The sequence below is a fragment of the Rhodococcus sp. USK10 genome (assembly GCF_019378875.1).
Lineage (GTDB): Bacteria > Actinomycetota > Actinomycetes > Mycobacteriales > Mycobacteriaceae > Rhodococcus_F > Rhodococcus_F pseudokoreensis.
The window spans coordinates 4,471,222-4,491,795 of sequence record NZ_CP076048.1; the positions used below are offsets into that span (position 1 = coordinate 4,471,222).

General features: G+C 68.1%; 18 protein-coding genes and 1 pseudogene. 5 read left to right on the forward strand and 14 right to left on the reverse strand.

Annotated features, from left to right (window positions below):
• The gene (locus tag I1A62_RS27545; protein WP_005263380.1) at positions 1-228 is read left to right on the forward strand and encodes an RNA-binding S4 domain-containing protein; all 228 of its coding nucleotides are present in this window, start codon (positions 1-3) and stop codon (positions 226-228) included.
• Here I1A62_RS27545 and I1A62_RS27550 read toward each other — a convergent pair.
• From I1A62_RS27550 to rraA, 3 genes are all read right to left on the reverse strand, one after another.
• On the reverse strand, positions 219-1,574 hold the full coding sequence (locus I1A62_RS27550; RefSeq protein WP_219455434.1) for a dipeptidase: 1,356 nt from the start codon (positions 1,572-1,574) through the stop codon (positions 219-221). The two genes, I1A62_RS27545 and I1A62_RS27550, sit on opposite strands and share 10 nt — an antisense overlap.
• A gap of 14 nt (positions 1,575-1,588) precedes the next feature.
• Positions 1,589-2,011, reverse strand: coding sequence for a hypothetical protein (locus tag I1A62_RS27555; RefSeq protein WP_219455435.1), 423 nt, complete (start codon positions 2,009-2,011; stop codon positions 1,589-1,591).
• 120 nt (positions 2,012-2,131) lie between these two features.
• Positions 2,132-2,602: a ribonuclease E activity regulator RraA gene (gene rraA / locus I1A62_RS27560; RefSeq protein WP_005563989.1), complete on the reverse strand. Its 471-nt coding sequence runs from the start codon at positions 2,600-2,602 to the stop codon at positions 2,132-2,134.
• 41 nt (positions 2,603-2,643) lie between these two features.
• Between rraA and I1A62_RS27565 the strand changes: the two genes are divergently transcribed.
• Positions 2,644-3,489 carry an SDR family oxidoreductase gene (locus I1A62_RS27565; RefSeq protein WP_124392304.1) on the forward strand — a complete coding sequence of 282 codons (846 nt, stop codon included), beginning with the start codon at positions 2,644-2,646 and terminating at the stop codon, positions 3,487-3,489.
• A gap of 36 nt (positions 3,490-3,525) precedes the next feature.
• Positions 3,526-4,206 (forward strand): TetR/AcrR family transcriptional regulator, encoded by a 681-nt coding sequence (locus I1A62_RS27570; protein WP_124392303.1) that lies wholly within the window; start codon positions 3,526-3,528, stop codon positions 4,204-4,206.
• A gap of 30 nt (positions 4,207-4,236) precedes the next feature.
• Here I1A62_RS27570 and I1A62_RS27575 read toward each other — a convergent pair whose 3' ends face one another.
• Complete coding sequence (locus I1A62_RS27575) at positions 4,237-4,635, reverse strand: hypothetical protein (RefSeq protein ID WP_219455437.1); 399 nt, start codon at positions 4,633-4,635, stop codon at positions 4,237-4,239.
• A 116-nt stretch (positions 4,636-4,751) separates the two neighbouring features.
• A complete protein-coding gene (locus I1A62_RS27580; protein WP_219455439.1) occupies positions 4,752-5,675 on the reverse strand; it encodes an oxygenase MpaB family protein in 924 nt (307 codons plus the stop codon).
• Positions 5,676-5,790: 115 nt separating this feature from the next.
• Between I1A62_RS27580 and I1A62_RS27585 the strand changes: the two genes are divergently transcribed.
• A complete protein-coding gene (locus tag I1A62_RS27585) occupies positions 5,791-6,696 on the forward strand; it encodes an IclR family transcriptional regulator (RefSeq protein ID WP_219455441.1) in 906 nt (301 codons plus the stop codon).
• A gap of 38 nt (positions 6,697-6,734) precedes the next feature.
• On the opposite strand, the pseudogene I1A62_RS27590 reads toward I1A62_RS27585, so the two are convergent.
• The 7 genes and pseudogenes from I1A62_RS27590 to I1A62_RS27620 all read right to left on the reverse strand — a co-directional run bounded on the left by I1A62_RS27590 (position 6,735) and on the right by I1A62_RS27620 (position 15,018).
• Positions 6,735-8,512, reverse strand: a pseudogene (locus I1A62_RS27590) (biotin carboxylase N-terminal domain-containing protein).
• Positions 8,513-8,538: 26 nt separating this feature from the next.
• On the reverse strand, positions 8,539-8,811 hold the full coding sequence (locus I1A62_RS27595) for an acyl-CoA carboxylase subunit epsilon (protein ID WP_124396601.1): 273 nt from the start codon (positions 8,809-8,811) through the stop codon (positions 8,539-8,541).
• Positions 8,808-10,430, reverse strand: coding sequence for an acyl-CoA carboxylase subunit beta (locus I1A62_RS27600; protein ID WP_095865491.1), 1,623 nt, complete (start codon positions 10,428-10,430; stop codon positions 8,808-8,810). The genes I1A62_RS27595 and I1A62_RS27600 overlap by 4 nt, the downstream gene beginning before the upstream one ends.
• A gap of 169 nt (positions 10,431-10,599) precedes the next feature.
• Entirely contained in the window at positions 10,600-10,989 is a 390-nt protein-coding gene (locus tag I1A62_RS27605) for a DUF5313 family protein (protein WP_192581843.1), read from the reverse strand.
• Between the two features lie 16 nt (positions 10,990-11,005).
• Positions 11,006-11,767: a MerR family transcriptional regulator gene (locus tag I1A62_RS27610; protein ID WP_124391794.1), complete on the reverse strand. Its 762-nt coding sequence runs from the start codon at positions 11,765-11,767 to the stop codon at positions 11,006-11,008.
• Between the two features lie 39 nt (positions 11,768-11,806).
• Entirely contained in the window at positions 11,807-13,657 is a 1,851-nt protein-coding gene (locus I1A62_RS27615) for a long-chain fatty acid--CoA ligase (protein WP_219455443.1), read from the reverse strand.
• A gap of 50 nt (positions 13,658-13,707) precedes the next feature.
• Positions 13,708-15,018 (reverse strand): MFS transporter, encoded by a 1,311-nt coding sequence (locus I1A62_RS27620; protein WP_219455444.1) that lies wholly within the window; start codon positions 15,016-15,018, stop codon positions 13,708-13,710.
• A 71-nt stretch (positions 15,019-15,089) separates the two neighbouring features.
• Between I1A62_RS27620 and I1A62_RS27625 the strand changes: the two genes are divergently transcribed.
• Positions 15,090-16,064, forward strand: a complete 975-nt coding sequence (locus I1A62_RS27625) for a GlxA family transcriptional regulator (protein WP_219455445.1) — start codon at positions 15,090-15,092, stop codon at positions 16,062-16,064.
• 5 nt (positions 16,065-16,069) lie between these two features.
• Here the strand turns inward: I1A62_RS27625 and I1A62_RS27630 are convergent, their stop codons facing one another.
• Both I1A62_RS27630 and I1A62_RS27635 read right to left on the reverse strand, forming a co-directional pair.
• A complete protein-coding gene (locus I1A62_RS27630) occupies positions 16,070-17,785 on the reverse strand; it encodes a SulP family inorganic anion transporter (RefSeq protein ID WP_124391798.1) in 1,716 nt (571 codons plus the stop codon).
• Positions 17,786-17,795: 10 nt separating this feature from the next.
• Positions 17,796-20,573, reverse strand: a complete 2,778-nt coding sequence (locus tag I1A62_RS27635; protein WP_219455447.1) for a cation-transporting P-type ATPase — start codon at positions 20,571-20,573, stop codon at positions 17,796-17,798.
• Position 20,574 lies beyond the last annotated feature (1 nt).

The following is a 20,574-nucleotide window of genomic DNA, read 5'->3' on the forward strand; positions in this document are numbered from 1 at the left end:
ATGTCCGACATTCACGACGCCGTGCCGATCCGCGACGAATCCATCCGTCTCGGCCAATTCCTGAAGCTCGCCAACCTCATCGAGTCGGGGGCCGAGGCGAAGGAAGTGATCGCCGACGGACTCGTGTCGGTGAACGGTGAGGTCGAGGTGCGGCGGGGCCGTCAGTTGCGGGACGGGGACGTCGTGGAGATCGGTGGGATGACGGCTCGGGTGAGTTCTCAGTCCTGACGGGCGGCGGTCGCGAACCGCTGCAGGAACAGTGCCTCGGCGACGGCGAGGTTCTCGATTTCGCTGGGATCCACACTCTCGTTGGGCGCGTGGATGAGGCAGCGCGGTTCCTCCACGCCGATCAGGGCGATCTCCGCCGCCGGGATCATGGCCGAGAAGACGTTGCACAGCGGGATGGATCCGCCCTGCCCGGCGGTTCCGAGGTCATTCCCGAACGCCTCCTCCATCGCCGCGCCGAGGGCCGCGTACCCGGGGCCGTCCGTGGTCGCGCGGAACGGTGAGCCCACCGCTTCGCGTTCCACCGTCACCCGCGCATTCCACGGTGCGGCGTTCTGGAGGTGCGCGGCGAGCGCGTCCTGCGCCCTCTGCGGGTCCATGCCGGGTGGTACCCGCAGGTTGAGGCGGGCCGCGGCGCGCGGCGCGATGGCGGCGGCGGAGCCGACCACGGGCGGGCAGTCGATGCCGAGGATCGTCAGGGCAGGCCGAGCCCACACGGCGTCGGCGACGGAACCGGAACCAGCGAGACCGACACCGTCGAGCACCCCGGCGTCCGTGCGGAACTGGGCCTCGGGGTAGTCGACGCCCGACCACGTCTGGTCCGATTCGAGGCCGTCGACGACGGTGTTGCCGTCCGCGTCACGCAGCGTGGCGAGCATCCGGACGAGCGCGGCGAGCGCGTCGGGGGCCGGTCCGCCGTACATGCCCGAATGCACCTCCCCGGCCAGGGTCTCGACGTGCACCACCACGTTCGCGATGCCGCGCAGCGTGGTGGTGACGGTGGGTCTGCCCACGGCGGCGTTCCCGGTGTCGACGACGAGGATCATGTCGGCGTCGAACAGTTCGGGCCTGGCCTCGACGAGGTTCTCGAGCCCGCCGGTGCCCATTTCCTCGGACCCTTCGGCGACCATTCGGATGCCGACGGGGAACGGGGTGCCGAGTGCGCGCAGCGCCAGCAGGTGCATCACGATGTTGCCCTTGCAGTCGGCCGCGCCGCGCCCGTACCAGCGCCCGTCCCGCTCGGTGAGGGTGAACGGGTCGGTGTGCCAGAGTTTCTCGTCGCCGGGCGGTTGAACGTCGTAGTGGCAGTACAGCAGCACCGTCGGGGCGCCGTCCGGCGCGGGTTGATGTCCGACGACGGCGTGTGAACCGTCGGACGTCTCGATCAGTTCGACCTGTCCGATTCCGGCCCCGACGAACGCGTCCTTGACCCATTCGGCGGCGCGAACGCACTCCTCCGGCGGGAACTGCCGCGGATCGGCCACCGACCGCATGGCCACCAGTTCGGCGAGTTCGTCACGCGCCGTGGGCATCAGTGCAGCGACCTTGGAACGGATCTCGTCGGACATCAACGCCTCCTCGATTACACAGCGAAGAACATGCCGGATCCCGCGAGGGCGTTCGTCCCAGTCGCGACGGCGGTGACCGGTCCGATTCCCGACCGGACCACGGCAGGTTCGGCGTGTGTCACCGTCGCGACACCCGAAGCGCCGGTGGCAAGGTTGTGCCAATGTACCCAATAAGGGCCGGTGGAAATTGCCTGCTCACCCGAGACGGTGAAGATCGTGACTCCAGGTTCGGTCCCCGTCGTGGCGATGAAAGTTTCGATGCACGGCACCGTTGAGCATGGCCCCGCAAACACCACAGCACCTTGTATGAGCGGTATCTGAAAGGGGGTGGCGGTGATCGGTGCCGCCGCGGCAATTCCATGCGAGCAGACGAAGGAGGTGAACGCGGCGAAGCCCACGGCGAGCGCTCGGGCGGCACCTGTGCCCACAGCACGCATGGAAGTCCTTTCAGTGCATTCCCCCGGCCGGGAAAATTCGGCCCGGGGGAACGAGACCCGACCACGCACAACGATAGACGTTCGGATCCGCACCGAGGTCGTAACGTGCAGAGCGCGCACTCAGCGGACGACGACGCCGTCCTGATCGCTGTAGACGGTCTCGCCGGGGTTGAACGTCACGCCGCCGATCTCGATCGGGACGTTCTTCTCACCGGAGCCGGTCTGGGTGCTCTTGCGGGGGTTGGTGCCGAGTGCCTTGACGCCGATGTCCAGGGTCTTCAGGATCGCCGAGTCGCGGACCGCGCCGTTGACGATCACGCCGGCCCAGCCGTTGTCGACGCCGCGACCGGCGATGATGTCGCCGACCAGCGCGGTGTGGATGCTGGCGTCGCCGTCGACCACGAGGACGCCGCCGTTGCCGGGCTCGCCGAGGGTCTGCTTGACCAGCAGGTTGTCCTGGAAGCACTTGATGGTGGTGATGGGGCCGGAGAACACTTCACGGCCGCCGAACTGGATGAACTGCGTGTCGCAGCTCCGGATGTCGGGTCCGATCTCGTCTGCCAGGTCAGCGGTTGCCACGGGTTCAGTCATACGCGCCAGGATAGAGGTCCGGCGCTGGGAGAATGCGAGCCATGACCATTGCAGTGACTGGAGCCACCGGGTCCGTCGGCGGCAAGGTGCTCGAGAGGCTCGGCGGCGGCGCGGGTGTGCGGCTGATCGGGCGGAACGCGCAGCGGCTCGAGCCGCTGGCCGAGCATTTCGACTCCGCGTTCGCCGTGGCCACGTACGCCGACGGTCCGGCGATGACGGCCGCGCTGGACGGTGTCCGGTTGCTGTTCCTCGTCTCGGGTCACGAGAGCGCGACCCGGCGCGAGGAGCACCGCACCGCTGTGGACGCGGCCCGTGCCGCCGGGGTGGAGCGGATCGTCTACCTGTCGTTTCTGGGTGCGGCGCCGGAGTGCACGTTCACGTTCGGCCGCGACCACTACTTCACGGAGCAGCACATCCGGGAGAGCGGCCTGAAGTTCACGTTCCTGCAGGACGGCTGGTATCAGTCGATGATTCCGCTGATGGCCGACGATCAGGGCGTCATCCGGGGACCTGCCGGGGACGGCCGGGTGAGCGCGGTAGCACCCGGCGACGTCGCCGATGCCGTGACGGCCGTCCTCACTACCGGTAACGGCGACCACGACGGCGTCACCTACCGGCTGACCGGACCCGACGCGTTCACCCTCACCGAGGCCGCGGAGACGATCACGAGGGTGACCGGACGTTCGGTGCGTTTCGAGAACGAGACCCTGGAGGAGGCGTACGCGTCCCGGGCCCACTACGGGGCGCCGGAATTCGAGGTCGCAGGGTGGGTGACCTCGTACGCAGCGATCGCGGCCGGCGAGTTGGCGGTGGTGACGGGCGACGTCGAGGCGCTCACCGGGCGCCCGCCGCAGACCTTCGCCGACTACCTTTACAGCTACACTTGACCCGTCCTGGCATAGCGAGCGGTAGATAGGTCTTTGATGGTCAGCTCATCCAAGGGTGCGACGCCGCCCATCGAGGTCGGCAACGCGGCAGACTGGCGCCGCCTCGAACCCACGAAGTTGACGCCGATCCTCAGCGCCTCCCTCGACGCGTTCTACGAACACGGCTTCCACGGCACCTCGGTGCGCGACATCGCCCGCCGAGTCGGTGTCACGGTACCCGCTCTCTACTACCACCACGAGAACAAGGAAGCCGTTCTCCTCGCGCTTCTCGAACTCTCCACCAGCGACGTCCTCGAGCGGGCCCACGCCGCGAGCGCCGACGGCGGCGACGATCCGGTGCAACGACTCGCCAACGTGATCGAGGCGATCGTGCTGCGGATGACCATGCGGTCCCGCCTGGCGGCGCTCGAGAGCGAGGTGCGCTACCTGAGCCCGGAGAACCGGCAGCGGTACCGCATCGTCCGCAAGGGCGTGGAGGAACTGGTCCTCGAGATCGTCAAGGAAGGCAAGAAGCGGGAACTGTTCGACGTGGCAGACGCCGCGGAGACCACGCGGGCGCTTCTCGGCATGTGCCAGTCGATTCCGCGCTGGTACCACGCCGAGGGCAAGCTGACCCCGGACGCCGTGGCCCGCAAGTACGTCGAGATCGCCATGAAGACGGTCGGCTCCACCGAGCTTCCCGTCAAGCCGAAGAAGAGGCGCACCGCCGACGTCTGACCGGCGATGCGCCCCGGCAGGGTGCGGGTTTCAGCTCCCCAGACCCGATGACGCGACGACGTCGAACTGCGCCGTCGCCTCGGCGGGGGTGCCGTTCGGCGGGGCGAACGTGAACACGACGGAGTAGCGGCCGGCCTCGTGGGTCCGGATCGCGGCCGTCCCGGCACCGAGGGTGAGGGGGATCGACTGCGCGGTCACGTCGCCGGAGGGGTCGCTGAGTTCCAGCTCGACCGGGGTGGACCCGTCCGTGCCGGTCGGGGTGGGAGTGACCAGCGTCCCGAGCGTCACCAGATTGTTGGCGCGGACGGTGCCGATCGGCGGAATGACGGTGATCTGGTAGGTGGTGGCGGCGGTTGCCGTGGGCGCCAGAGCAAGTGTGGCCGCTCCGGCCAGTGCGGCAATGGTCAGGGTCCCTCGCGTGAAGTTCACACAATCCCTTCCTGTCGACGGTCGCTACGCGCAGCCACGTTACGGCAGAACCGGGAGTTGCCCACCCTCATTCGCCGTGTGTCCGAGAATAGTTCGAACACACGGCTTTACGTCGATCAGGCGTCCAAAGCTGTTCGGGATGCGGTGTTTTCCGGCGGGACCGTACCGTTGGTGTGCTGCACGGGACAGGTTCGGGGGAAGGTGCCCAGTTTCTCCACTTCGTACCCGGTCGGGTAGCTGCGAATGTTGGGGAGGTCGCGGGCGAACTTGGGCACGGTGCGCACGGGATAGAACCGGACGAGGCGGGCGCGGGCCTTCAACGCGCCCCGGGACAGTGTCCGCACGAGGCGGGACGGCCTGCAGTAGGCGAACGCGTCGAGAAGGGGATCGTCCATGAGCGCCCAGGAGAACCGCTTGATCAGGGCGGCGGGAGCGAGATTGTTCGGTGGGAACGTGCAGAGGAGGTCGAGCGTGGAGTCGGCGACGGCGCGGCCGCCCAGGTCGAAGAGGAAGTGTTCCCGCTCGTAGTCGTCCAGGAACTTCTCGAACGCCTCGAAGGTCTCGGGAATCTCCTTGATGCCCATGTACTTGCCGAGCGCACGGTAGTAGTTGGTGGAACCGACGATCTCGTTGTGGGTGAGTTTCCGCCAGCCGAAGTCTTCGATCCAGCGCGCCGGGATCACCACGAACGTCGACAGCACGTACCGCATGTCGTCGTTGGAGATGTCGTAGGAGCCGTGCATCTGGTTCATCCGGCGAATGCCGGCGCGACCGGGCTCGCTGGTGAGGCCGTGTTCGAGGACCGCGTCGAGGATCAGGCCGGTGTCGTCGTAGCGTTTCTGCACGCGCTCGGTGAATTCGCCGGTCTCGAACAGCAGCCTGCCGATGGTGGGCACCGCGTACGTCCGGAACAGCGCGAAGCTGAGGGCCTGGTTGATGTCCCAGGGAAACTCCTGCGTGGCGAGAATCCGGGCGATCTCTTCGTACTGCGTCTCGGGGTCGAGGCGGTCGGTCCGGCGACGTAGGTCGAAGCGTTTCATGAGTTTCACTTCCTGCAGCGGCTGTGACAGATGGCCAGGCAATTTAGCGATCGTTCAGATGGCTCGACTGTATCCCCTGTCACAGTGCGACGCCAGAGTGGCATTATGCAAACACATGGCACGAAATTCCCCGCAGACCGACCGCATCGTGATGTTGACGGAACTCCTCGCCGACGAGCCGGAGACGCCCCGGAGCCTCGCCGACATCGCCCGGCACCTCGGCGTCGCGAAGGCGACCTGCTACCCGATGGTCGTCGCACTGACCGAAGCCGGCTGGCTCATCCGGCACCCCACCCGCAAGACGTACCGTCTCGGTCCCGCACTGATCCCGGTCGGGCGTGCCGCGGAGACCGCCACGGACGTCGTCGACCTCGCGCGGTCGGTGATGCACGAACTGGCCGACGCGTCCGATATGGCGTCCATCGCGTTCGTGCAATCGGGAAGCGACGTGGTGGTCGCGGAGGTGGTGCAACCGGTCGGCGGGCGCCGGGGAACCCTCGGGTTGCGTCTCGGCGACAAGGTGCTGCTGGTGCCGCCCATCGGTTCGGGAATCGCGGCCTGGTATCCGCAGGAGCAGCGCGACGAGTGGTACGCCCTCGGCGGGCAGAGCCTGGGTGTCGACGTGGACGTGCTGCGCGCGACGTACGAGCCGGCCCTCGCGCTCGTCCGCGAGCGCGGATATGCGATGGAATGCATGCAGCAGCAACAGCATTCGCTGGCGGATGCGGTGTCGGAACTCCGCGGTCGCGGAGTGGGCGGGCACCGCTCGACCGTCGCGCTGCGGGAGGCGCGCAAACTGCTGTCGGCGGATGCGGTGGTCGGCGACATCGACCCGGAGGGCAGCTACCAGCCGCTGTCGATCAACGCGGCGGCGTTCGACCGCGACGGTGAACCGGCTGTCGTGCTGTGCGTCGCCGATGCGTCCCGGCCGATGTCGGGGGTGCGCACGGCGGAAATCGGAGAATTGGTCCGCGACGCCGCGGCCCGGGTGACGACCGCCATGCACGGCCGCCACCCGTGAGTACTTGTTAACCGCGGGCGGTTAACAAGTACTCACAGCTACTTCAGCTCTGCGAGGACGGTGCCCTGGGTGATGGCGGAGCCGGGTTCGACGGCGAGGCCGGTGACGGTGCCGGCCTTGTGGGCGTTGACGGGGTTTTCCATTTTCATGGCCTCGAGGACGGCGATGAGGTCGCCCTCGGCGACTTGCTGGCCTTCTTCGACGGCGACCTTGACGACGGTGCCCTGCATGGGGGCGGTGACGGCGTCACCGGACGCGGCGCCGCCGGCGGCGCCGCCGCGGGTGCGGGCCTTGGGCTTCTTGCGGGCCGGGCCGGCGGGGGCGCCGCCGGTGCCGAGGGTGAACTGGCCGGGCAGCGACACCTCGACGCGGCGGCCGCCGACCTCGACGACGACGTTCTGCCGGGGCAGGTTCTCCTCGTCGTCGAGCGGGGCGCCGCCGGTGAACGGTTCGACCTGGTTGTCCCATTCGGTTTCGATCCACTTGGTGTAGACGTCGAAGCCGGTGCCGTCGCCGATGAAGGCGGGGTCGGAGACGATGGCCCGGTGGAACGGGATGACCGTGGCCAGGCCTTCGACCTGGAATTCGGCGAGGGCGCGGCGGGCCCGGGCGAGGGCCTCGTCGCGGGTGGCGCCGGTGACGATCAGCTTGGCGAGCATGGAGTCGAACTGGCCGCCGATGACGGATCCGGTTTCGACGCCGGAGTCCATTCGCACGCCGGGGCCGGTGGGGGGCACGAACTTGGTGACCGGTCCGGGGGCGGGCAGGAAGCCGCGGCCGGCGTCCTCGCCGTTGATGCGGAACTCGAAGGCGTGCCCGCGGGGGTGGGGTCCTCGGTGAGGTCGAGGTGTTCGCCGTTGGCGATCTTGAACTGCTGCAGCACCAGGTCGATGCCGGCGGTTTCCTCGGTGACGGGGTGTTCGACCTGCAGGCGGGTGTTGACCTCGAGGAAGGAGACGGTGTCGCCCTGGACGAGGTATTCGACGGTGCCGGCGCCGTAGTATCCGGCCTCCTTGCAGATGGCCTTCGCGGAGGAGTGGATCCGGGCGCGCTGGTCGTCGGTGAGGAACGGGGCGGGGGCCTCCTCGACGAGTTTCTGGAAGCGGCGCTGCAGGGAGCAGTCGCGGGTGCCGGCGACGATGACGTTGCCGTGCTGGTCGGCGATGACCTGCGCTTCGACGTGCCGGGCCTTGTCCAGATACTGTTCGACGAAGCATTCGCCGCGGCCGAACGCGGCGACGGCCTCGCGGGTGGCGGAGTCGAACAGTTCGGGGATTTCCTCGATGGTGTGGGCGACCTTCATGCCGCGCCCGCCGCCGCCGAAGGCGGCCTTGATGGCGACGGGGACGCCGTATTCCTTGGCGAAGGCGACGACCTCGTCGGCGTTCTTGACGGGGTCCTTGGTGCCGGCGGCCATCGGGGCCTTCGCCTTTTCGGCGATGTGGCGGGCGGTGACCTTGTCGCCGAGGTCGCGGATCGACTGCGGGGACGGGCCGATCCAGATCAGGCCGGCGTCGAGCACGGCCTGGGCGAAGTCGGCGTTCTCGGAGAGGAAGCCGTAGCCGGGGTGGATGGCGTCGGCACCGGATTTGGCGGCGGCGTCCAAAATTTTGTCGAACACTAGGTAGGACTCGGCGGAGGTCTGTCCGCCGAGGGCGAAGGCTTCGTCGGCCAGGCGCACGAACGGGGCGTCGGCGTCGGGTTCGGCGTAGACGGCGACGCTGGCCAGGCCGGCGTCGGCGGCGGCCCGGATCACCCGCACTGCGATCTCACCGCGGTTCGCGACGAGCACCTTGGAAATACGTGCACTACTCATCGAAATGTCTTCCCTTTTCTACAGTTTCAGTAGCCTGCGTTGACCAGGACGGCAGCGGCGGCTACTTGCCGACGCAGAATGAGGGCGGGGGTGCCCCACGAATCGTCATCGGACGCGGGCGTTTCCGCCGCGGAACCGGACGAGGCGATCGCAGCGAACACTGCGAGCACCGCGGCGATGTCCGTGTCGCTCGGGTTGCCCGAGAACGTCACGGCCGGCGCCGCCGGCGACTCTTCGGCGATGCCGGAGCCCAGCGCGATCTCGTCGAGCACCTCGTCGACGACCAACTCCGCGGTCACAGCGGGATGTTCCCATGCTTCTTGGGCGGGAGGGTGACCATTTTGCGTTCGAGCAGGCGCAGGGCGGCCACGATCTGTCCGCGGGTGTGGGACGGGGGGATGACGGCGTCGACGTAGCCGCGTTCGGCGGCGACGTACGGGTTGACGAGGGTGTCCTCGTATTCCTGCTGCAGTTGCAAACGCAGGGCGTCGACGTCGTCGCCGTTTTTGGCGGCCTCGAGCAGGCGTTTGCGGTAGACGAACCCGACGGCGCCGGAGGCGCCCATCACGGCGATCTGGGCGGTGGGCCAGGCCAGGTTGACGTCGGCGCCCATGTGCTTGGAGCCCATCACGTCGTAGGCGCCGCCGTAGGCCTTGCGGGTGATGACGGTGATCTTGCCGACGGTGGCCTCACCGTAGGCGTAGAGCAGTTTCGCGCCGCGGCGGATGATGCCGTTGTATTCCTGGTCGGTGCCGGGCAGGAACCCCGGGACGTCGACGAGGGTGATGATCGGGACGTTGAACGCGTCGCAGGTGCGCACGAAGCGGGCGGCTTTTTCGGAGGCGTCGATGTCGAGGCAGCCGGCGAAGACGGTGGGCTGGTTCGCGACGATCCCGACGGAGCGGCCGTCGACGCGGCCGAAGCCGACGACGATGTTGCCGGCGCGTTCGGCCTGGACCTCGAGGAATTCGTCGTCGTCGAGGATGCGGCGGATGACCTCGTGCATGTCGTAGGGCTGGTTCGCCGAGTCCGGGATCAGGGTGTCGAGTTCGAGGTCCTCGGCGGTGAGGGAGTCCTCGATGGCGCCGGTGATCGGGTCGGTGGGCAGCATCCGGGGGGCGGCGGCCTGATTGTTGCTGGGCAGGTAGGAGAGGAGGTCCTTGACGTAGTCGAGGGCGTCCTGTTCGCCGGAGGCGACGTAGTGGGCGACGCCGGATTTGACCATGTGGGTGTGCGCGCCACCCAGGTCTTCCATGGTGACGTCTTCGCCGGTGACGGTCTTGATGACGTCGGGGCCGGTGACGAACATCTGGGAGGTCTGGTCGACCATGACGACGAAGTCGGTCAGGGCGGGGGAGTAGACGTGGCCGCCGGCGGCGGGGCCCATGATCAGCGAGATCTGGGGGATGACGCCGGAGGCCTGGACGTTGCGGTGGAAGATTTCGCCGTAGAGGCCGAGGGAGACGACGCCTTCCTGGATGCGGGCGCCGGCGCCTTCGTTGATGCCGATCAGGGGGCGCCCGGTTTTGAGGGCGAGGTCCATGACCTTGACGATTTTTTCGCCGTAGATTTCGCCGAGGGAGCCGCCGAAGACGGTGGCGTCCTGCGAGAAGACGCAGACGTCGCGGCCGTCGACGGTGCCGTAGCCGGTGACGACGCCGTCGCCGACGGGGCGGTTGTCGGCGAGGCCGAAGTTCACGCTGCGGTGGCGGGCGAGGGCGTCGAGTTCGACGAAGGAGCCCTCGTCCAACAACGCGGTGATGCGTTCGCGGGCGGTGAGCTTGCCCTTGGCGTGGACCTTGTCGACCGCGGCTTCACCGCTCGGGTGCTGCGCCTCGGCCTGACGATTACGCAGGTCGGCGAGCTTTCCCGCCGTCGTGTGAATATCGGGCGTGACCGCCGAATCTGTGACTGTCATCTATGACTGCTCTTCCCGTCGAGGCTGTCGGAACCTGCGCTGCACCCTGTGGGGTACGCGGTTCGTGGGAGTACCCACTCGGACGTTCGCCACTTTAACGCATTACTTATCGATCGTTCACGTGCGCTGCATCACTCCCGGAGGGGCGGTGTGATGCGTCACCCTGCAGTTACCGGTCCTCGGTGCGGCCGTGGCGGCGTTCATAGTCCTCGCGGGTGCGGTCGGCGCGGCGCTGCGCTTTCTCACCGACGAGGTCCGGATCGAGGCCGTGGCTGAGCAGACGGTGGCGACGGTAGATGTTCATCAGCGCGACCGCAAAGTAGAGCAACGGGAGCAGCAGCAGGGCCATCATCGCCAGCGGAATCCAGATCGGACCGGGGATGAGGAGGAACAACGCCAGCACCGCGGCGACGGGAAGCATGAAACGGAGCACGTACCGCACCGACGCGCCCGGCCCGACGAGGTCGTTGCGGACCCAGTCCTGCATCGAATCCGGCAGCGTCCGACCGAACAGATACCCGACGTACTGACTGGGGCTGGGACGCTGCGGATCGGACATGCGTTTCAGGATAGTGCTACTGCTTCTCCGCATTCGCGACGATGACGTCCCGCACGTACTGCGCCAGGCCGGGGGCGACGTCGTCGTAGTGCCTGCGGAAGCGATTGTCGGCGAGGTACATCTCGGCGAGGTTCACCTGCATCGCGTGATCGCAGTCGTAAAACCGTTCGATGCCGGCGCGGTGCTGCTCGGCAAGTGCGTCGGCGCGATCGGATCCGGGTGCGACGCCGTCGGTCATCGCCTGTGCGAGTGCGGCTTCGACCGCGTCGCCCTCGGCCTTGATGCGCTTCCAGTCGTCCTTGCTCATCTTCGCGGTGCGCTGCTGGGACTGCTTCCACGCGTCGGTGTCGCCCCACCGCTCCTCGGCCTCGGCCGCGTACTCCTCGCCGGGCCAGTTGTCGCCGAAGATTTCGTTCTGCTCTTCGGGGGTGAGTTGAATGCCCATGCTTTTCGCCTCCATCATCTTCTCCACGGCTGCAGCCATCTCGTGCAGGCGATCGATCCGTTCGCTCAGCAACGCGTGCTGTCGCCGAAGATGCGCGAGGGCATCGACGTCCGGGTCGTCGAGGAGGGCTGCGATCTCCTCGAGGGGGAATCCCAGTTCGCGGTACGTCAGTACGCGGTGCAGACGTTCCACGTCGGCGCCCGAATAGCTGCGGTACCCACCGGGGGTGCGGTCGGACGGGGTCACCAGACCGATCTCGTCGTAGTGGTGCAGGGTGCGCACACTCACTCCGACCAGTCTGGCGACCACGCCGACCGTGTGTTTCTCGCTCACGACTCCTACCGTGCAGCCTTACGTCGCGTGAGGGTCAACTCAGGTGTAGAGATTTTCCAGTTCGCCCGAGAAGTTGGTCATCACGACCTTGCGCTTGAGTTTCATGCTCGGGGTGATCTCGCCGTTCTCGACGGTGAGTTCCCGTTCGAGGATGCGGAACTTCTTGATCTGTTCCCACCGGTTCAGTCCGGCGTTGAGTTCCTCGACGTAACCTCCGATCAGGTTGCGGGTCTCCTGGGCGTTGGCGATCTCGGCGAGAGATTTGCCGCCCAGGTTGTTGTTCTTCGCCCATTCTTCGATCGATTCGGCGTCGAGGGAGATCAGGGCGACGCAGTACGACTTCCCTTCGCCGTCGACGATGAGTTCACCGACGTAGGGGCAGATGCCCTTGAACGTGGCCGCCAGCGCGGACGGTGCGACGTATTTGCCGTTGGACGTCTTGAACATGTCCTTCTTGCGGTCGGTGATCCGCAGATAGCCCTTGTCGTCGAGTTCGCCGATGTCGCCGGTGCGGAACCAGCCTTCGTCGGTGAGCGCTTCGGCTGTGGCCTCGGGGTTCTCGTGGTAGCCGCTCATGACGCCCGGACCCTTGATGAGGATTTCGCCGTCGTCGGCGATCCGGGTCTCGGTGCCCGGGATGGGCCAGCCGACGGTGCCGAACTGGTATGCCGACGGGCGGTTGACGAACGAGGCGGCACTGGTCTCGGACAGTCCGTACCCTTCGAGGACGACGATGCCGACGGCGTCGAACCATTGCGCGACATCACGATTGAGCGCCGCGGACCCGGAGATGAAGAACTTCAGGCGGCCGCCGAAGCGTTCGCGAATCGTGCTGTACACCAGCCGATCCGCGACGGCGTGCTGTAGCGAGTCGAGCAGCGACGGACTCTTGCCGGCCTGCTTGGCCTTCGACACCCGCAGCCCGACGCCGATGGCCCAGTCGAAGATCTTCTCCTTCGGCCCGCCCTCGTCGCGGACGGTGGAGACGATCCGCGCGTACGCCTTCTCGAAGATGCGGGGGGCGGCGCCCATGAACGTGGGCTGGACGACCGCGAGGTTCTCGACGATCTTGTCGACGCGGCCGTCGACCGCCGTCGCGAAACCGATCTGCAGCGGCAGCGTGAGCAGGACCTTCCCGAACACGTGGGACAGCGGGAGCCAGAGGTATTGCAGGTCGTCGGCGTCGAGGATGCCGGTGGCGTCGATCGCCGCGGCCTCGTACGTCCACGCCGAGTGTGACAGTCGCACACCCTTCGGCTTGCCGGTGGTGCCGGACGTGTAGATCAGGGTGGCGAGGTCGTCGGGGTCGATGGCCTCGATCCGGTCGTGCACGGCGTCGGGTGTCTCGGCCAGCAGTTCTTCGCCGAGGTCGTGTAGCTGGTCGAACGTGATGACCCAGTCGTCGTCGCCGGGGCTGCCGTCGATGAGGACGACCTTCTCGACGTCGCCGAGTTCGCTGCGGTTCTCGCGCAGCTTGGCGAGTTGCTTGTCGTCCTCTGCGAAGACGACGCGGCTGCCGGAGTTCGCGACGATGTAGGCGACGTCGGCGGCCGTGGTGGTGGGGTACACGGTGGTGGTGGCCGCGCCCGCGCACATCACGGCGAGGTCGGCGAGCACCCATTCGTAGCGGGTGGCGGACGCCAGCGCCACCCGTTGCTCGGCCTGCACGCCGAGGACGATGAGACCGGCCGCGAGGTTGCGCACCCGGTCGCCCGCCTCGGACCACGTGACGCTCGCCCACATCGTCGGGTCGTCCGGGTCGACGTATCGGAACGCTTCGCGACCGGGTGAGTGCGCCACCCGGTCCACGAACAGTGCGGCTACCGACGGAGCCCGATTCTCGATCTTGGAGCGGTCAATGACTTCGTCCGATGCGCGCTGAGCTGCCATGTACCGATCTTAGGAACCGGGGGCGCTCCGGGGAGTGGTTTCGGCGCGGGTCAAGCGACCCCGGACGCCACCCTGCGGGGTTTCGCGACGATGGCCAGAGACATCACGGCCGCGATCGCGCACAGCCCGCCCGCGACGTAGAACGCGGCGTCGTAGCCGCCGAACTGGTCGCGCACCAGTCCCGCGAGGAACGCCACGAGGCCGGCGCCGATCTGGTGGGACGCCAGCACCCAGCCGAACACGATGGGGGCGTCGCTGCCGAAGTGTTTGCGGCACAGCGCGACGGTCGGGGGGACGGTCGCCACCCAGTCGAGGCCGTAGAAGATGACGAACGCGATCATCGGCGGGTGCACGGTGTTCGCGAACAGGATCGGCAGCAGCATCAGCGAGATCCCGCGCAGCACGTAGTAGATGCCGAGGAGCTTGCGTGAGTCGAACCGGTCGGTGAACCAGCCCGACGCGATGGTGCCGATCACGTCGAAGATCCCGATCACCGCCAGCAGGGTCGCCGCCGCCGTCACCGGCATGCCGTGGTCGTGCGCGGCCGGGACGAAATGGGTGCCGACGAGTCCGTTGGTGCTCGCCCCGCAGATGGCGAACGTGCCGGCCAGCAACCAGAACACGCGGGTCCGAGCCGCCGACAGCAGTACCGTCACGGCCCGGCCCGCGGCGCCGCCGCGACCGGTCGGGGCGGGTGGTTCCGCGACGTAGCCGGGCCCGGCGCCGTACGGGACCGTCCCGACGTCCGACGGCCGGTTGCGCAGGAACACGAGCACCAGCGGGACGACGGCGAGGGCGGCGAACGACACCGTCAGCGCCACGGTCTGCCAGTTGTAGCGTTCGGCGACCATCGCGAGGATCGGCAGGAACACCAGCTGTCCGGCGGCGCTGCCTGCGGTGAGGATGCCGGTGACGAGGCCGCGGCGGGCGACGAACCAGCGGTCGACGACGGTGGCGACGAAGGCGAGTGCCATCGAGCCGGTGCCGAGCCCGACGAGCACGCCCCACAGCAGTACGAGTTGCCAGGTGGCGGTCATGAAGACGGTCAGTCCGCTGCCGGCGGACACCAGGACCAGCGCGGCGGTGACCACCCGGCGCATGCCGAAGCGTTCCATGAGCGCCGCCGCGAACGGCGACGTCAGCCCGTAGAGCACCAGGTTGATCGACACGGCGGACGAGATGCTCGCCCGCGACCAGCCGAAGTCCTGGTGCAGGGGGTCGATCAGGATCGAGGGCGCCGCCCGGAAGCTGGCGGCTCCCACGAGGGCGAGGAACGCGACAGCCGCGACGAGCCAGGCGTAGTGCAGGCGCGGCGGGGCCGTCTGGGCGGGAGATGCCGGGGGCGCGATGTCGGACGTCACGACGGTAAGTCTGCGGGACGGCGCCGCGCCGGAACAGTTGCCGGAATGACAACATGTGAAAGAATCTGGCCATGGTTGTGCCTCATCGGGTGGTCGTGCTCGCCCTGAACGGTGTGATCCCGTTCGAACTCGGAATCCCGTCGCGGGTCTTCGGACGGGCGCACGACACCGACGGGAATCTGCTGTACGACGTGCAGACGTGCACGGCCGACGGACGGCCGGTGCGCTCGGACGCCGACTTCTCGGTGTCCGTCGACCACGGCCCGGAGTTGCTGACCGAGGCCGACACGGTCGTGATCCCCGCGTCCTACGAACTCGGCCCGGCGTACGACGAAGGCCATCTGCCCGCCGACCTCGAGCGGGCCCTCGCATTCGTCCGGCCCGGCACGCGGTACGTCTCGATCTGCACGGGTTCGTACGTCCTCGCCGCGGCGGGGTTGCTCGACGGCCTGCGCGCCACCACCCACTGGCGCAACACCGAGCACTTCCAGCGCACCTATCCGCAGGTCCGGGTCGACCCCGACGTGCTGTTCGTCGACGAGGGCCACATCCTCACCTCGGCGGGCGTCGCCGCCGGACTGGACCTCTGCCTGCACATCGTGCGCCGCGACCACGGGTCGGACGTCGCCAACCGGGTGGCGCGCCGATGCGTCGTCCCACCGTGGCGCGACGGCGGGCAGGCCCAGTACATCGAGCGGCCGATCCCGGAGACCACGTCGGAGTCGACCGCGGCGACCCGCGAGTGGGCGCTGGAGCGCCTCGGCGAACCGCTGGCGCTGAACCGGTTGGCGGCGCACGCGAACATGAGCGTCCGCACGTTCACCCGGCGCTTCGGCGAGGAGGTCGGCACCACCCCGAACCGCTGGCTGACCACCCGACGGGTCGACCGTGCGCGCCAGCTCCTCGAGACCACCGACCTGTCCGTCGACGTCATCGCCCGTGAGGTCGGGTTCGGCACCGGCACCTCCCTGCGGCAGCACATGGGTGCGGTGCTGGGGGTTCCGCCGTCGGCGTATCGCAGGACCTTTCGCGGCCAGGCCGTCTGAGCGAATCAGTCTTCGGCCGGATCCCCGGCGCTTCCGGCCCGGTCGCGGAATGCCGCCACCGCGGAGTCGATGGTCGGGTAGAAGTGCGTGGCGTCGAACCTGTCGCCCACCCCGAACCGGATGAGCCGATCCTTGATCGGGCCCTTCATCTCCGCGAACGCCAGCTGGATTCCCTTGCCCTCGAGGTAGGTGTCGAGGTCGACGAGTTCGTCGACGGCGGTGGTGTCGAGTCCGGTGATCGGCTCGGCGGCGATCACGACCCACTCGACCGGGGTCGGCGCCTCCGCGACCACCGAACGCACGTACTCGTCGAAGATCTCACCGTTCGCGAAGAACAGGGGAGCGTCGAAGCGCACCAGCACCAGTCCGGGGATGCGGTCCCCGCCGGGGTGGCGTTCGACGTCGTGGAAGCCCGGCCGGTCCGCCGTCCGGACGAGTTCGGTGCGGTACGGCTGCCAGGCCTGCGCGACCACGGCGACGAAGGACAGCCCGATCGCGACGAGGATGCCCTGCAGCACACCCACCAGGGCGACCCCGAGGAACGCGGCGACGGCGAGCCCGAACTCCACGCTGCTCATCCGCCACATGCGGACCATGCCGTTCACGTCGACCAGCGCCGTGGCCGCGACGATCACCACGGCGCCCAGCGTGGCGTCGGGGAGGTATGCGGTGACACCGGGGGCGACGAGGACGAAGACCAGCACCGCGACGGCGCCGACGACACACGCCAATTGCGTGCGGGCGCCACTCTGTTCGGCCACCGGCGTGCGGGACCCGCTGGCCGAGATCGGGAAGCCGCCGAACAGCCCGCCCGCGATGTTGGCGACGCCGACCGCCTTCATCTCGGTGCTGCCGTTGACATCTTCGCCGCGCCGGGCGGCGAACGTGCGCGAGAGCACCCCCGTGTCGGCGAACGCGATCAGGGCGATTCCGGCGGCTGGTCCGACGAGTTGTCCCACGTCGCCCCAGTCGACGCCGCCGAACGACGGCAGCGGCAGGCCCGCGGGGAGGGCGCCGACCATCCCGATGTCGTCGGTCAGCCCGAGCGCCGCCGACAGGATCATCGCCCCGACCACCGCCACCAGAACGCCCGGGACGCGGGGAATCCAGATGCGGAACGCCACGATGACGGCGAGGGAGCCGAGACCCACCGCGGCGGCGACGGGGTCGATGTCGCCCCCGAACACGGCCTTTCCGATCCCGCCGATCTCCCCGATGAGTCCGGACGCATCGACGTCGAACCCGAGCAGTTTGGGTAACTGGCCGACGACGACGATCAACGCGATCGCATTCAGGTACCCGAGCCGGATGGGCTTCGACAGCAATTCGGTCACGAAGCCGAGATGCAGGAACCCGCCGACCAGGAGGATGAGGCCCATCAGGACGCCCAGGATGCCTGCGAGGGCCAGGGCGCTCTCCGGATCGTCGGTGACGGCGAGGGGCAGGACCGCCGCGGCGATGAGCGGCGCGAGCGACGAATCCGGTCCGAGAACCAGGATTTTCGACGGACCCACCACCGCGTACGCGAGCAGAGGGACGATCGTGGCGTACAGCCCGGCGTAGGCGGGCAACCCGGCAGCCTCCGCGTACCCCATCCCCGCGGGGATGAGCAGTGCGGTGAGGACGAGTCCGGCGGTGATGTCGGGCCGCAGCCACTCGCGGCGGTACACCCGTGCCGTCGCGATCCCGGGCAACTGCGCGAGACTTCCTGTCCAGGACATGATGCCGGTTTCAGCGCGCGCGTTGAGGATCGACTGCGGCTGCGGCGGAGATCGGTGCGATCGGCCGCGCGTGCCGCCGGCGGCGGAGAGCTTTCTCCGCCTCCACGACCACCGGAATGATCAGCGACCAGCCGAGGCAGGCGAGCCACTGGCCGCCCGTCAGCGAGGTCGTCATGAGAAGGTCCTGGAGGAACCCGAGTTCCACCGCGCACACGGTGACGACGAGCGGGATCGACAGGATCTTCAGTGCGCCGAGGATGGGTGCGGTGAGGCCGGATTCCGGATCGCGGCGCATGACGAGTCCGGCGAGAATCGATCCGATCGACAACACCACGAACGCCATGGTCATCGGGACGTTCGCCTCGGTCGTGCTCATGTCACCGGGGGCGAGGAGCATCGCAGCGAGGGTGACGGCGAACTGCAGGACACCGTAGGCGAACCACTGCACGAACGCCTTCCGATTGGCGATCGGCATCCCGGGGTCACGGGGTGGCTGGTTCATCAGGTTCGGCGGCGCCGGGTCGAGCATGATGACGGCGACGGGGAACAGCGTGATGAAGAAGTGCTGGAACAACACCATGAGCGGGGTCAGCGCGACCCCGTCGTTGATGTCGAAGATGCTCGCGACGAGGAACAGCAGCACCAGCGAGAACAGCTTCGACATCTGGTAGCGGATGTACGACACGATCTTGTCGTAAATGCTGCGGCCCAGCTGGATTGCCGTGATCAGGGTTCCGAAGTTGTCGTCGGTGAGCACCATCTTGCCCGCCTGTTTCGTGACTTCGCTGCCCGATCCCATCGCCACGCCGATGTCGGCCTTCTTCAGTGCGGCGGCGTCGTTGACGGCGTCGCCGGTCATCGCGACGATCGCGCCGCCCTTCTGCATGAGGTCGGCCAGGCGCAGCTTGTCCTGGGGGGTGACGCGTCCGAACACGTGCAGGTTCGGCAGCGCCGCCGCGAGTTCGTCGTCGCTCATGGCTGCGAGCTCGGTTCCACCGATCGCCCCCGGTCCGAGCCCGAGTTCGGCGCCGATCGCGGATGCGGTGACGGCGTGGTCGCCGGTGATCATGCGGACGTCGATGCCGGCCTCGTGGGCCGTGCGCACGGCGTCGATCGCTTCCGGCCGAAGGGGGTCGATGATGCCGACCATGCCGACGAATGTGAGGTCCTCGACGAACGACATCGGGTCGGCGGTCGCGGCATCCTCCTGCCCGTCCAGCCGGCGAACCGCGAACGCCAGCACGCGAAGTCCCTTCTCGGACAGGGCTTGGTTCGCTGCCGTCAGTTCGTCCCGGACTTCGTCGACGGGCACCGCCTGGCGGCCGGGCCGGTACGCGGTCGTACACCGCGCCAAAACCACGTCGGGCCCGCCCTTGACGAGCTCGACGAACCGGGTGGTGCCGTCGATCTGCAGGTGGTGGAACGTCGCCATGAATTTGTAGGCGGAGTCGAACGGCACCTCGGCGACGCGCGGATATGTTCGCCGGGTGAGCGGCGCGTCGACGCCGATCTTCGCGGCGAGGACCACCAGTGCGGCCTCCGTCGGATCGCCGACGACCTCCCCGCTGTCGGAGACGGTGGCGTCGCTGTCGAGGCACAACCCGTAAGCGAGCAGGGTGAAGTCCGGAACCGATTCTCCCGCAACCTGCGTGATCTTCCCCGACTTGCTGTAGCCCTCGCCCTCCACCGTGTACCAGCGGCAGTGGAAGTACAGCGACCGCACGGTCATCTGGTTCATCGTCAGCGTGCCGGTCTTGTCGGAGTTGATCGCGCTCGTGGCGCCGAGCGTCTCGACGTCGGTGAGGTTCTTCACGACGGCCTTGGCGTCGGCGAGCTGGCGTGCACCGAACGCCAGCATCGCCTGGACGAACGTCGGCAGGCCCGTCGGGATGGCGGAGACGCCCATCGAGATGCCCAGCAGCAGGAGCGTCGTGACGCTGTCCCCGCGCAGCACGCCGATGATCACGATGATCGCGACCGCCGTCCACGCGATGATGCCGAGCACCTTGGTGAGCGAGTCCAGTTCACGCTGCAGTGGAGATTTGCTCGGCGCGACCGCGGAGAGCATCGACGCGATCCGGCCCATCTCCGTGTGCATGCCCGTCTCCGTGACGACCATGGTGGCGGTGCCGCGGGTGACGGAGGTGTTCTGGAACACCATGTCGCTGCGGTCACCGAGGGAGACGTCGGCGCCGGCGAGAGTCTGCGGGTCCTTCGCGATGGGCGCGCTCTCCCCCGTAAGCGCCGCCTCCTGGGTTTCGAGAGTGGCCGACGTGAGCAAACGGCCGTCGGCGGGAACGATGTCGCCCGCCTCGAGTGCGACGACGTCCCCGGGCACGAGGTCGGTCGCGTCGAGCTGGACCAGCGTGCCACCGCGAATCACGCGTGCCTGCGGCGTCTGCATCCGCGCCAGCGCGTCCACGCTGGCGCGCGCCTTCAGTTCCTGCCGCGTGCCCAGCACGACGTTGAGCACGACGAGTGCCGCGACGATGATCGCCGTCGGAACCTCGCCGATGACCACGCTGACGATCGCCACCGCGACGAGCATCAGGTTCATCGGATCCTTCAGCTGCAGCAGCGCGATCGACCATGCCGACGGCGCAGGCTCGGCCGCGATCGAGTTGGGGCCGTACCGGCGGCGTCGTTCGTCGGCCTCGCCGTCGAGCAGACCCGACTGCCGGTCGGTGGCGAGTGTGGACACGACGACCGCGGCGTCCTGGGCGTGCCAGGCCGTCCGCGACTCTGCGGTGATAGGTGTGTGCGCCGGGGCGGGTTCTCTGGTGACCATG

What these genes read in the sequence shown, in the direction of transcription:
- I1A62_RS27545 (WP_005263380.1), top strand. Translation starts at nt 1, where the DNA reads ATGTCCGACATTCACGACGCCGTGCCGATCCGCGACGAATCCATCCGT.
- I1A62_RS27635 (WP_219455447.1), bottom strand. Translation starts at nt 20,573, where the DNA reads ATGGTCACCAGAGAACCCGCCCCGGCGCACACACCTATCACCGCAGAG.
- I1A62_RS27555 (WP_219455435.1), bottom strand. Translation starts at nt 2,011, where the DNA reads ATGCGTGCTGTGGGCACAGGTGCCGCCCGAGCGCTCGCCGTGGGCTTC.
- I1A62_RS27585 (WP_219455441.1), top strand. Translation starts at nt 5,791, where the DNA reads ATGGCACGAAATTCCCCGCAGACCGACCGCATCGTGATGTTGACGGAA.
- I1A62_RS27605 (WP_192581843.1), bottom strand. Translation starts at nt 10,989, where the DNA reads ATGTCCGATCCGCAGCGTCCCAGCCCCAGTCAGTACGTCGGGTATCTG.
- rraA (WP_005563989.1), bottom strand. Translation starts at nt 2,602, where the DNA reads ATGACTGAACCCGTGGCAACCGCTGACCTGGCAGACGAGATCGGACCC.
- I1A62_RS27600 (WP_095865491.1), bottom strand. Translation starts at nt 10,430, where the DNA reads ATGACAGTCACAGATTCGGCGGTCACGCCCGATATTCACACGACGGCG.
- I1A62_RS27625 (WP_219455445.1), top strand. Translation starts at nt 15,090, where the DNA reads ATGGTTGTGCCTCATCGGGTGGTCGTGCTCGCCCTGAACGGTGTGATC.
- I1A62_RS27570 (WP_124392303.1), top strand. Translation starts at nt 3,526, where the DNA reads ATGGTCAGCTCATCCAAGGGTGCGACGCCGCCCATCGAGGTCGGCAAC.
- I1A62_RS27630 (WP_124391798.1), bottom strand. Translation starts at nt 17,785, where the DNA reads ATGTCCTGGACAGGAAGTCTCGCGCAGTTGCCCGGGATCGCGACGGCA.
- I1A62_RS27580 (WP_219455439.1), bottom strand. Translation starts at nt 5,675, where the DNA reads ATGAAACGCTTCGACCTACGTCGCCGGACCGACCGCCTCGACCCCGAG.
- I1A62_RS27565 (WP_124392304.1), top strand. Translation starts at nt 2,644, where the DNA reads ATGACCATTGCAGTGACTGGAGCCACCGGGTCCGTCGGCGGCAAGGTG.
- I1A62_RS27550 (WP_219455434.1), bottom strand. Translation starts at nt 1,574, where the DNA reads ATGTCCGACGAGATCCGTTCCAAGGTCGCTGCACTGATGCCCACGGCG.
- I1A62_RS27615 (WP_219455443.1), bottom strand. Translation starts at nt 13,657, where the DNA reads ATGGCAGCTCAGCGCGCATCGGACGAAGTCATTGACCGCTCCAAGATC.